Genomic DNA, 12,994 nt, shown 5'->3' with positions numbered 1-12,994 from the left:
ATATTAAAGGAGGTGATTCCTTTGATATTTTTCCCTACTATTTATCCAGATGAGTTACTCTATAGTGCGTTTGCTCGATACCATCGAAATTCCGGAAATGAAAGCATCAGACAAACCATGAAAGAGCTTTTTGATAACACCTCAACGTGTTCCTCCGTATGGTTCCCTTCTCAATTAGATCGTCTTACCCGTCAGATTCCAGGTCAAATATATTCCTCAGATGAATTAATTCAAAAACATACGCTGATCCCTTACTTTACCCCTTTTATCCCTCCTAAGAGAGCTGAAAGATTAGAGGAGACTATGAAATTCAGCACTTGTTCGCCTGCAAATATGATACTTGGTCGTGCTGCGTTCTCAGTTAAGCCTAAACAAAAGTTGATGTATTGTACTGGATGTGTCAGGGAAGATAGGTCCAAATACGGCGAGGCATACTGGCATCGTGGCCACCAACTAGAAGGGGTCTATCTTTGTCCCATGCATGGAGAACCGCTTTGGAAATCATATATTTCTCATCAAATGCAGAAGAATCGGTTTCAATATATTACGTTGGAGAAGGCACTCGTTGATATCGGCGAGTTAATTTCTACTGAAATATTGCCCGGTGAATTCTCTCAAAATATTGCTATTCAATCCCTATTATTATTAGAAAAAGAATTTCCCTCAATGGGTCTTCAAAGTATAAACCAATACTATATATCTCGATTACGTAGTGAAGGCTATGTGTGTAAAACAAGTAACAGAATTAGATGGGATAAATTAATCCCTGGTTTTAGTTCTTACTATGGTAATAAATTGTTGGCAAATATTAATGGAGGGATAAGTGAAAGTGATAGTTGGCTACATAAGTTGCTACGGAAGCCAAGAGTATCGTGCCACCCACTTCGTCATATTTTATTACTTGGTTTCATGGGAGATACCATTGAGAGGATGATGGATAGCTTATCTAGAGGGACAATGACAACATTTGAACCTTTCGGACATGGCCCCTGGCCATGTCTTAATAAAGCAGCAAACCACTACAAACAACCAATGATTGGGTCAGTAAAGATCACCAGGGGTTCAAAAACAGGCAAACCGGTTGGTACATTTACCTGTAGTTGCGGTTTTGTTTACTCACGGACTGGACCGGATGATAGGGAGAGTGACCGATACCAGATTGGGAGGGTTAAAGAATTTGGTGTTGTGTGGAAAAACAGACTTGTTGAGCTCTCTGGTAAGCAGCTATCTTTGAGGAAAAAGGCGGAGATATTAGGGTGTGATCCGCAAACTGTATTAAATCACCAGAAGTGAATGGGTTCTAGGGATTTGTTACTAAACTAAAAAGTGACATAAAGAACCGAAAATACAAAAGTAGTAGTGTGGATGCATAGATTAAATTGCAGATGTATTTAATAAGTTATCATGAATGAGCCAAACAGTGGTCTGAAATTTTGTTTCTGAAAAGAGTTGCTCTTTAATATTATTGGCCATTTACACTTTACTCCTTTGTGAAAATTTATATTGCACCATAATCTATTCTCTGAAATAGTAAATAGTGAGATTTTATACTAACAAAGGAGATGAAAATTGAGCGATTTATTGTTTCGACGATAACTATATAGACTATCATATTGGAGGAATTGAAATTAATATTTATCAGTCAATAGCAGATGGTTTAATAAAAGCTATTGTTGGGATTATTGGACTCGCCATTCTTAGTGCCGTTGCTTCTTCGCTAAAAGTATTTTCTGAAGAAGAAAAGCAGTACTTACCCAGCTTTAATCGGGGATTTAGAAATGTAGTATTATGGTTTTTGTTTACTACAGCGGCGCTTTCTTATTTTCTATTGGGTTTCAGTGTCACTATAGAGGGGACATCCTCAAGAATAACAAAAGTAATAATCTTCCTGTTTATAAACAAAGTTTCACCTTGGATTGCTTTGGTATTAATTATTGGATTAACAGTAACAGTCTGTTGGCAACGCGCAAAGTTTTTTATTAGGTCTCTAATTCATAGAGATAGAGAAGGCGGTAGACAAAGACTCGCATATATCTTGTTTACCATAAGCATGCTTTATGCTGTCTTAATTTCAGGGTATGCGATGCTTCTTATTCAGATAGTAATGGCAGAAATAAACAAGAATTTTTCTTTCGGGTTGCATGAATCCAGAGAGGTCATATTTCATCTATATAAAGTCAATAAACCAATATATCATGTAATTTTATTTGTTATCAGTGTAGGATATTCTTTATTGTTACTACTCATGAGGACTTTTTACCGAGCAATTTACTTTGAAAAAGTTTCAATTAATATCACCTTGAAAAGTGGCCTGATGTTAGAGGGAAAGTATATTATTAATCATAATTTGGACAATAGCATATTAATTGCCGACTCATTTAAAAGAAGTGATCGAAGCAAGATGCTTATTCCAAAGGCAAACATTGAAACAATTACATTTAATCGTGTGGACTATTCATTTGGGGAAAAAAGAATAAAATCCAAGCTCGAATATAAAGAAATTGAAATGAAGAACGAATTTGATCAATTAGTAAAACAGTGGCGAAAAGATCAAATTCATAAACGCTCTAATTTTTAGGGTGTTTTTTATTTGGATGTATTACCGTGTTTTAGCAAGAAGTTAGAAAATAATCAGACCGATCAAGGTATCGGTGAATCTTAAGAGGTGAAGAAGATCAAACTTCACTAACCAATCCCAATCCCTATGTCTAATGTAATTTGGTTTAAAGGGTAATTTAATATAAATTTACCATAAGACCAAGCTGAATAAAGACAGCGCAATAAAACAGCTCAATAAAATAGCGACAGTCTAGGACTTTATTTCTGCAGATATATGCTAAATTTTAGGTCTTTTGGCAGGCATTCTAGTTCCTATGTAGAATTATAATAACGTTGGTTAATATACAAAATATGAGGATTTTTGATATTTTTCCAGAAAATTAGGGAGGAAGGATACTGGAATACATAGCGAATATGTTTAAAGCAAACTGGGAATGCAAAATATTTTAATTTTGTTTTATATATAAATTGGAATAGCATAGGATTACTGATTTTGTTAGGAAGAGTGCTGATAGAATCCTATTAAACAAATTAAGGGTGAGTCCAATATATACTTCGAGAATTGAAATGTTTCCGGCTAAAAATGGTGATACATTTCTGGTTAGTTGCTTTGGGGAGTCAAATGTAAACATTCTTATAGATTTGGCTTATCTACATACGTATAAGAATTATGTAAAACCTGTTCTTTTAGATAAGAATACAACGGGGGAATCCCTTGATTTAATGGTTGTTACACATATCGATCAGGATCATATTGCCGGTGCAATATCCTTTTTAAAAGATAATGGGTCTTGTGAATCTCCCAATATAATTGAAGTAAAGGAAATTTGGCACAATAGTTATCGGCACTTATCTATTAGCCAGCATGAGCATCAACTGAATAAGACGGAGAAAGAAATGATTGAAAAAAAAGTTGGTTACGTTGAAAGAGACTATGATGATTGTAGGACTCCGATAAATGGAAAACAAGGATCTAGACTTGCCGGATATCTATATTTGAACGGGTATAACTGGAATGGGTCTTATAATGATAATGCCGTTTCATACAATGAAATCCCGGTTTTTATCGGTAACGGATCCGTTAAACTTACTGTACTTTCCCCTACTAATATTGAACTAAATAACTTGGAAAAAGTGTGGAGAAAAGAACTACGTCGAACTTTTCCAAGGATGTCACTGACATCAGACCCATGTTTTGATGATGCCGTAGAATATGTTTCTGAATATCTGGAACCTAAAGGCGTGGGTGTAGGTAGAACGAATGTCTCCGCGACAGGTTCTATAAAGAAATTGTCAATGTCGCCCTTTGCTGAAGACAGGGATGAGATTAATGCTAGTTCAATTACTTTTATCTTAGAACATAGAGATAAAAAAATGCTATTTTTAGGAGATTGTCCACCCTCAATAACGATTCGACAACTTGAGGCTCTTTTTTCTACTACAGAGGTACCACTTTATTTTGATTTAATTAAAGTTTCTCATCATGGGAGTCAATTTAATACGAATATGGATCTCCTCAATATGATTGATTCAAAAAATTACTTAATATCTACTAACGGTTCAGGTCACGGGCATCCCGATATGGAGACCTTATCTAGAATAGTTGATAGAAAATCTACTTTTACAAGAAATTTATTTTTTTCTTATCCAACTCCTTCGGCAATCTCAATGAATAAGGAAGATTTGAAGAAGGAATTTAATTATGAAGTATTTTACCCAAGTACTGAAGAGAGTGTAATAGTACACCTATAACTAGGGGGAGCATCAGTGAATCAAAATGATTTTAAATCAATTGCTAAAGTACGCTGTGGGAGTAGGAATGGAACGGGATTTCTAGTAAATAAAACTACGTTGATTACAGCTAGACATGTTATTGATGAAAACTTAGACCCAGACGAGTTAGAACCTGTGTTTATTATGTTTGATAATAATATTGAAATTCAGGTAAGCGTTATTTTTCCAAATGAACCTTATGTAGGGGTGGATTTTTCAGTTTTATTATTACCTGAAGAGGTAGAATATTCTCCTACACTACCATTAAGTATACAAGATATTGAGCTGAATGATCAGTGGCACGCCTTTGGATTCCCGGATACTCAGAAAGACAGGGGACAACGTTTTAAAGGAACCATACAGCAATTTTTTGATGTGAGTTGCACAAAGGATAGTGAGGGTGATTTGGATTTAGCTTGTGAGTTTCCTACTATAACGGATCCAAAATTTAATACTCGTGGAGCATCTGGATCACCTATAGTAGTAAACCGTGCCATAGTTGGAATTATGAAGGATAAACCACCTGGCGGAGGAATTATCGGTGCTACTTCGATTAAACGCTGCCTGCCAATACTAAGGTCAATGAATATATCCTTTACCATTCAAGATATAATTTACAGCAAAATGGAGAGTTCAAGTGCCCTTAGTATAGAGGGCGTAACCATCATTGAGAGTCAATATGATTCGGAAAAAGAAATCGTTATGGGATTAATTGAGGACTTTCCACCAGAAACACATCCTATTTTAATGGAGAGTTTAGTTCAATCTATAGAAAGTATTATGAATACAGATGCAGAGAAACTTCGGACATTCTTTCAACGCTATAGACATCCCTTTAATGAATTGAGTACTGTTTCAGGTATAGAGCAATTACTGGAGTTAATAACCATCTTGAGATGTGGATATAAAGAGTTAGGTTTTATCCATAATGATATAAATGCAAATTTGAGTCTAGACGAAAATGAAGAGTTATTTGCATATCTTATCTTCTCAACAAAAAGGCATGCGAAAATGCCTGAACTTGTATTAGACCTTTTTCGAGAAAAGGCAGCAACAGCAACAGGAAAAAAAGAACTTCGTCGTGGCGAAGCCCTATTCCCGTTTCCTTTAATATTGGACAATTGTAGTAAAAACAAGAAAACTAATTTATGCAGGAGATGCCAAAATGAGTTTTCTTTTGAGGATATCTTGATTGATTTTACTAAAGTTAACGAGCAAGGATATTTTCAGGGATTAGAAGAAAACAACTACAAAAGTTTAGACGGAACAAAGGTGCTGTGCGGTGACTGTATTAGAACTTTGTATAATCACGTAACTAACTTAGAAGAATTAGAGTTTCATGTTAGGGAGATGAACAATTTTGATTGAAGAAATTATGAGAATTTTTGAAGAAAATGAATATATAAAACTAGATCAGCTTAAGTTTAATTATCTTAATGAAGTGCGTGTTTCGCCTGAGCAGATTTACGGTCTTGTTCAGTATGAAACCGAAGCTGAGTTGAGAGGAAATTGGGAAAAAGCTGCTGATGAATTAGCAGTTAAATTACAGAGTCGTTTAAGTAAAGAACTCCATATGCTTAAATGGGATGTTTATCTGATAGTTATCATCACGCAAAATCAAATTGACACATCATATCGTAAATTGATAGAGAATGACCGGCACTATTTCAGGAAAATTGTTATTACAAAAAGTGATGCTCCATACATAAACAGAATTCCCTTTGTTCTCGATTTAACCAGTGATAAGGAACTACTTATTTTTAATGATAATGAGTTTTTTGAAGAATTCCGTAAGTGTCTGAAACAATCAACATTGAGTAAGTTGCCGGGCGACTTTTTTAATCCTAAGTTAACAACGGATCAATTAACTGATTTTTTTAGTTCAATCAAAAAGGATAAAAAGGATGATTTAAAGTGAAGATAAGATCATTAAAAATATGTGGATTCCGAGGATTTTCTGATGAAACTATATTCCATTTTAATGATGCGAAGGTAATATTACTGTATGGACCCAATGGGCATGGAAAAACCTCAGTTTTTGATGCTATTGAATGGGGACTATCAGGAGAAATTCACAGATTTGATCAAGCTACTGACGAAAGAAAAAGAACCCGATTCATTAGGAACATGCATGCGAATCCGTTAAAAGAGACGTACGTAGAAATTGATCTTATTGCCTCTAATGGGTTGATTTTCAAAGTGAAGAGAACATGTACCGCAAGACCTCAGGATATGACGGATTATGGAAAACATGAATTAGAGCTTCACTTGCCAGTTCCTATTAACGATAGATTAAAGTTTATGGATGCCGATGCGGAGTCTCTGTTAAAAACACTATTGGTAAAACAAGCTTGGACTGAGAAAGTCGAAGTTTCCCGTGGACTACATCTTACTCATATTTTGGGGCAAGAGAAGTTAAATGAATTTCTTCGAGGAATGAAAGACGGTGATAGGTACGATTCTCTTTCGTTGTTGTTTGGAACCGAGCACTTTTTGAAATATAAAGAATTATATAATGAACTAATCAAAGAAATAAACAATCGAGTTCATCAAATAGAGGGTCAAATTACTGAAGGTGCTCGGAAGAAGGCAGAATTAAAAGTGTTCATTGATGAGCTGAGTAAAAAAGTTTTTGATCCAAACCAGAAGCTTTTAAGCGTTGCCCTTAGCGAGTATAAGGACAATTTCTCAGTTCCTGAAAACCTTTTTGAAAGAGAGGATTGGAACGCTCTAATACCATTAATTGAGAAAGAAACCGAAACGCTTAAACAGAGAAGGTATGATTTAGAAAATAAAGAACGGCGTATTCAGGATTTAGAAGATATTAAATCAAAGTGGCTAACCGTTTTGGATGAATTAAACATGGAAGTAGGCAGATTGGGGAAATTAAAAAATCACCGTAATGATTACAATATGCTTAATTTGGTTTCTAGCCTGACCAATCGCAACAACCAATATGAGGAGTCTCTTGTTTTCATTAAAGATAAAAATATTGAAATTGACAGTACTAAACAGGCAATTGAGGCAATTAAAGGTTCGGTGCACATCTCTGACAACTTCATTAAAGTAGTTACAGAGAGCCTAGAGAATTTAAGGAACAATAAATATGATTTAATCAAAGACGTCCAAATTACACATGAGAATTTTATTTGGGAATCTAAAATATCGGAGCTTTTGAATATTATTAGTGTAAATCAATCTTCTATTGTAGATGTATCTGGTATCCATGCTAGTACGAGTAGCTCAATGAAACTTTTAGAAGAATCCGTTTTAGCGTTACATGGTATAGATAAGAAATATAAAAATTTTCTTAGCAGCTTATCAGATTATCTATCCGTAGAAGAGGAGATAAATAGTTGCCCTGCTTGTGGAACAGAAGGAGTTAATAAGCCACAATTACAACTACGAATTCAATTTGAACAAGCCCAAATTCATAATGAACTGCCTTTATTGGAACAGCAAATTAAAGAAATGAAGGATAAATTTGAGAAAGAGAAAACTAAATTAAATGAATTGAGTTTGGAGATTGAAAAATCCTATTTAGATATCAAGACAATCCTAAAAAGCGCCGAAGAAGAATGTCAGAATAAGAAAGACCATATGTTAAAAATGGAAAAAGAAATACAGAATTTGAGTGCTCAAATAGAGTTGAGAAATAAATTTATTCATGAATACAATGAGGGTTTACTGAGACTTGGATTAAATGAAACTATAGAAAATAAAATGGGGGAATTACTGCAACTAGAGCAGCAGTTCGCAGCAAATTTAATGGTATTAACAGCAGAGGAAAAAGCAGATCTCCCTCGAAAAATTAAGATAGCAGAAGATATTATTCTGGAAAATCAAACTTTTGTTGAATCCTTTATAAGTAAACTGTTACTTGCTGGTGCGCCTTCAGAAGCTAAGCAGTGGAGCGTTGAGGAAATAAAGGTTTTTATTCAAGATGCTTTGAAAAATGTACAAAGTGAAAAAGAGATGGTGGTTCATCTAGAATCGGTAATTATTAAGTCGATAACTGCAATAGAAAATGCTAAAGAAGAATTGCTATTAAAGACACGTCAAGAAGAAATGCGGGTGCAACAGAGTCACTTAGAGCATTTAGACCAACTTAAAAAAACAGCCAATGAAGACCAAGAAGCTATCAAAGATCTAATTAACAATGTTAAACCAGCCGTTGATCAATTAAATGAAAAAATGATTTCCGAATTATTAGATACCATTCAGAGAATCTTCTCCCGGATTAATTCTCATCCAGTTTATAACCATATTGATTTTAATAAAGAATACAGGCATAAATCTTACAGATTACTGATTTTAGTCTTAACTGGACTTGAAAATCAAACACAGGCAAATGCAACCTACATATTTAGTTCAGCACAAATTAACTCGATAGCACTATCTTTTTTTATGGCTATGGGCTTACACCAACAGTGGTCCAGTCTACAACTTATGGGTATGGATGATCCAATCCAAAGCATGGATGAGGTTAATGTTTTATCACTGATTGATTTAATTCGTTTATTTATGGAGAAATATGATAAGCAGTTCATTATCTCAACTCATGATTATAGTTTTTATCAAATGATGTTGAAAAAATTTAGAAATCAAGATATTGCGGTAATTGAGTATGAAGGGTATAGCGAAAAAGGTCCGCTTATAAAGCAGCAAGTTAGTGAAAACGCAGAAATAGAGAATGTATTGATTATACCTGCTGCAGACCCAATTTCAAGAGACAAGTTATTAGAACTTAATGATGCATCATTATAACAAGGTTTCATTTTAAGAGGAGGTACTAATGGCGGTAAGTTTAGTTTCTAATGATTTATTGGATCGTTTCAAAGGACTATTAGATGAAACTGAGAATGAATTAAATATTATTTCTCCATTCATTGGAACGCAAACCGCTACTCTATTGGCAGATTGGCTAGTATTGAATCCAACCATTAATTGCAACATTATTACCAGATTTTATAGGGAAGAATTTGTAGAGCGTGTTAGCAGCATTTACGGATTAGAACGTTTGCTCCATGCAAAGGCGAAGATTTATGCTTTAATCGATTTACATTCCAAGCTTTACTCTTTTGATGCGCACTCCGTTATTATAGGTTCAGCCAATTTTACACAAGGCGGCTTTATATCTAACCACGAGGTCTGTGTCATAATGGATGACGAGTCTGAAATATCAGAAAAAGCAAATGAATACTTCTACGATTTGTTAGATCAGATTCAATTGGATGGTAATGGGGTTGTCACCCAAGAATGGATTGATGAAGAAAAGAAGCATGTCCCTCATCTAGCCGCTAATCAACGGAATAGAAAGGTCACCTACTCTAATATTTCTAAAAAAGGTGCAGTTTTAAATAAAATGGTACATCCTGAATTGTTTGAATCGATCTTTGAGAATTCAAATGATTTTGATGAGGTGACTGGTTACTGGTTAAAGTTTGAAGGTACTGGTGAAGATCGTATTCCTAATGATTATAATTATAAGCAAATGAAAGGTGAACGTAGACGTACTCTGGATCTCACGTATTTTCCGCGGAAACCAGGCAGCATTCAAAGTGAGGATACGCTTTTCTTAACTATTGTGAGTTATGATGAACAGAATAAGCCGACCCCTATGATTGTTGGATATGCTAAGACAAATGGATTTAAGAAAGAGAACGTAGTAGACGATAGTGACCTTAAAGATTTCCCCTGGAGATATCGGTTTCCGTACTATGTAGATGAGTTTACAAGTGGTAAGGTAATTAATGCACCAATCAAGTATGGTATTCGATTAATTGATGTTTATAATAATCTGGGCAAGGCAACATTCCCCTCATTGAGAAAACGTAGAAATGTCAGTCAACGGACTTTGCAAAGTATGCATTTTAGGCGCTCTCACATTAGGATTACTCAAGAGGCACACGACTACTTAATGAATGAATTAAATGCACGTTTTCGTACTTATGGAGAAATCATGTTGTAAGCCTTTTATAGTGTAAGTGAATAGGTCTAATAAGAGGTAGATACGTTTAGATACCAACTTTAATGTGAATATCAGACACAAACTCTTTAATGTCACTGAATACCTAATCTTAATTGCATTAGAGGTGAGGAGGAGCGGGGAAATCGTCTATATTAGATTTACCATAAAATTAAATATATAAAATGAGGTACTTATGTTTATAAAAGAATTATCAATAAAATCATATAAGAATATTAATAACTTAAAATTGACCTTTAATAAACCGGAAATTAAATATTTTGATGATATGAACCTATCTATTATTGTAGGTGAAAATGGTACCGGAAAAAGTTCGATACTTCAATTTATGACTCAGATATTTTGTCCAAGGGATAGATATCAATACAAGCAGACCGTAGAAAATTCTAAATTTTCCATAGAGTACGAATTAATGGGAGAGATGGTCGAGTATAATAGTAATATGAATTATCCCTTAGAGCATCCAGAAAAATTAATTGTTTCTTCTTATGCTGTTTTTGATCAATTTGCAAGTCGATATCCTTCAGCAAGGCCTGGTAACATAGATTTTGATGCCCCTCCAGAAACTAGTTATATATATTCAGGACCGGCAATTGCAAGAACTTCAACACTTGAGCCGCTTATTTATGCATTTTTACAAGCGATCTATTTGCCTGAAGCGCTGGTTAAAAATAAAGGTTCCTACAAGAGATTATTAGATAGAATCGGATTTAAAAAAGTTGCATTCATTGAAATTGCGCAAGAGAATAAAGTTGTTAGATCAGAATACAACAGGATGTATGGTTTGGCTAAAGATGATTCAGTACCAGAACTCGATCTATTAATAGATAGCTTAAAGACAATGAAAATTGATGCTAGAACTTTAAACAAAGACATGAAACTAGACTCATTAAAAGCTGGTTTAAATTATATAGTCACGCCTGAGATGTTAAAATTACATCTTGAAGAACTCCTTCGAAAAATTATATATCAAGTGATGCATATAGGAATTAAAAATATTTGGTTAGAAAGCAATGATGGAAAATATGTACGGTTAACAGATCTAAGTTCAGGAGAATTAACGATGTTATATAGATTTTTACCATTGATTACGAATATTGATGAAAACTCAGTTGTATTTATTGATGAGCCTGAAACGCATTTACATCCAGTCTGGATTCAAAAGTTTGTTGAATACTTAGCGGAACTCTTTAGTGAATATAAAACTCATTTTATATTAGCAACACACTCTCCATTAATTGTTTCGGATGTTCCTATGGAATGTATTGTTGGATTGAAAAAGAATGAAAATCAAATTCTTCAATATGAACCTAAGGATCGAACATTAGGTGGCTCATCTAATAATATCCTGCGGGATGTCTTTAGTTTGAAAACAACTTCAGGAGTTTTCTCCTCAAAACAAATATCAGAACTCGAAAAATTGCTTGCGAGTAATCATACTGACCGAATAGAAGATGCGCGAATTATGTTTGATGATTTAAGTACAACAGCTAAGAAGTTTGAGATTTATAAAAAATATAGAAATATTCTGGGAGATTAGGATGAGTCAAGTAAAGCTTTCGAAGGAGTTTCTAACATATGAATTTACTCATTCTTTTATAATTGACGTTCTTACGTGGGCTAAAGACAATCAAGGTGTTAGTACATATACAGATATTAACAAGTCTACAATGACTAATAATTTAAAAAAATGATAAATAATAATAGATTTAAGGGTAAATTACAAACTCATGTGCTCTCAATAAGCAATTGCAACGAAATTAAAGTGGTTCATGAGTATTACTCCTTATTTTCGCATAATTATAGTAAAATTCTATCAGGAGAAGTTTCTATATCCATTGACTTGTCCGAAAAAACAATTAGTGAGATAAAACCTTTTTTTGAATATGTGTATGAAAATCTTTTAGACGGTAAATCATTATGGAATGTCTATAATCCTAATGCAAAGTTTGTAAAAAGAAGTGAGCTCAGGAAATTATTAAGTAAAAATTACAAAGTATGTCCTTATTGTGATTTAGTTGATATGAATGAGTCAACTTCAAGCAACATGGATCACTTTCTTCCATTGTCTGAATTCCCCTTTTTAAGCGTTTTTTGGGGGAATATTGTCTGTGCTTGTTCCATATGTAATGGACATCAAATTAAAAACAATAATTGGGCTATTCCAATTTTACATCCATACTTTAATAGCATACACAACAACACAAGGTTTGTTTTTAACAAAGCTGATAAAAGCATACAAATTGAACCGATAAATTCTTCATTAAATGATAATTCACCTGAAGCAAACTTTATTAAAGTACTTAAACAAAATAATAGGTACAATAATTTGTGGGATTATGTGCAATATGAAGAGAATGAAATTGTTAATGAAGTATGTGAACTCTACAATGCATCTAAAGGACAGGAATGGAAACCAATACACGTAATACGTTCTGTTGCAATTAGAAGAGAGACTCATCTATACAATATCGGAAAGATAACTCATTCAAGACTAAGAATGGGTTATTGTGATTATTTTGCATTAAAAGAAGAGGAGTTGATGATGGAATTTATAGAAAGTGAAAATATAAAGAGGCAATTGAAAATTAATCAGCGGCAGCAGTTGATCTTTGAAGAATGCACACAATAGTCTGTTTAGGTTCTGGGAGGAATGTTATTCGGAGAATTTTG

At 34.0% G+C, this 12,994-nt stretch carries 9 protein-coding genes; all 9 read left to right on the top strand.

Going from position 1 to position 12,994, the window contains the following annotated elements; translation table 11 throughout:
- The first annotated feature begins 21 nt into the window (after positions 1-21).
- The 9 genes from NST40_RS27780 (at position 22) to NST40_RS27740 (ending at position 12,953) form a co-directional block, all read left to right on the top strand.
- Positions 22-1,293 carry a TnsD family Tn7-like transposition protein gene (locus NST40_RS27780; protein WP_280787974.1) on the top strand — a complete coding sequence of 424 codons (1,272 nt, stop codon included), beginning with the start codon at positions 22-24 and terminating at the stop codon, positions 1,291-1,293.
- A gap of 502 nt (positions 1,294-1,795) precedes the next feature.
- Complete coding sequence (locus NST40_RS27775; protein ID WP_342410203.1) at positions 1,796-2,578, top strand: hypothetical protein; 783 nt, start codon at positions 1,796-1,798, stop codon at positions 2,576-2,578.
- Between the two features lie 548 nt (positions 2,579-3,126).
- Entirely contained in the window at positions 3,127-4,311 is a 1,185-nt protein-coding gene (locus NST40_RS27770; protein WP_342410201.1) for an MBL fold metallo-hydrolase, read from the top strand.
- 15 nt (positions 4,312-4,326) lie between these two features.
- Positions 4,327-5,700 (top strand): ABC-three component system protein, encoded by a 1,374-nt coding sequence (locus NST40_RS27765; RefSeq protein ID WP_342410200.1) that lies wholly within the window; start codon positions 4,327-4,329, stop codon positions 5,698-5,700.
- Positions 5,693-6,250 carry an ABC-three component system middle component 1 gene (locus NST40_RS27760; RefSeq protein WP_280787970.1) on the top strand — a complete coding sequence of 186 codons (558 nt, stop codon included), beginning with the start codon at positions 5,693-5,695 and terminating at the stop codon, positions 6,248-6,250. The genes NST40_RS27765 and NST40_RS27760 overlap by 8 nt, the downstream gene beginning before the upstream one ends.
- Positions 6,247-9,099, top strand: a complete 2,853-nt coding sequence (locus NST40_RS27755; RefSeq protein WP_342410199.1) for an SMC family ATPase — start codon at positions 6,247-6,249, stop codon at positions 9,097-9,099. Before NST40_RS27760 ends, NST40_RS27755 begins: the two co-directional genes overlap by 4 nt.
- A gap of 28 nt (positions 9,100-9,127) precedes the next feature.
- On the top strand, positions 9,128-10,303 hold the full coding sequence (locus tag NST40_RS27750; RefSeq protein ID WP_342410198.1) for a phospholipase D family protein: 1,176 nt from the start codon (positions 9,128-9,130) through the stop codon (positions 10,301-10,303).
- Positions 10,304-10,496: 193 nt separating this feature from the next.
- Entirely contained in the window at positions 10,497-11,861 is a 1,365-nt protein-coding gene (locus NST40_RS27745) for an AAA family ATPase (protein ID WP_342410197.1), read from the top strand.
- A 150-nt stretch (positions 11,862-12,011) separates the two neighbouring features.
- The gene (locus NST40_RS27740) at positions 12,012-12,953 is read left to right on the top strand and encodes a hypothetical protein (protein WP_342410196.1); all 942 of its coding nucleotides are present in this window, start codon (positions 12,012-12,014) and stop codon (positions 12,951-12,953) included.
- Positions 12,954-12,994 lie beyond the last annotated feature (41 nt).

It is taken from the genome of Paenibacillus sp. FSL R10-2778 (genome assembly GCF_038593035.1).
Classification (GTDB): domain Bacteria; phylum Bacillota; class Bacilli; order Paenibacillales; family Paenibacillaceae; genus Paenibacillus_AQ; species Paenibacillus_AQ odorifer.
Note: the sequence above shows the minus strand (reverse complement) of the source record. Positions and strands in the feature narration are given on the sequence as shown.

What these genes read in the sequence shown, in the direction of transcription:
- NST40_RS27745 (WP_342410197.1), top strand. Translation starts at nt 10,497, where the DNA reads ATGTTTATAAAAGAATTATCAATAAAATCATATAAGAATATTAATAAC.
- NST40_RS27740 (WP_342410196.1), top strand. Translation starts at nt 12,012, where the DNA reads ATGATAAATAATAATAGATTTAAGGGTAAATTACAAACTCATGTGCTC.
- NST40_RS27750 (WP_342410198.1), top strand. Translation starts at nt 9,128, where the DNA reads ATGGCGGTAAGTTTAGTTTCTAATGATTTATTGGATCGTTTCAAAGGA.
- NST40_RS27770 (WP_342410201.1), top strand. Translation starts at nt 3,127, where the DNA reads ATGTTTCCGGCTAAAAATGGTGATACATTTCTGGTTAGTTGCTTTGGG.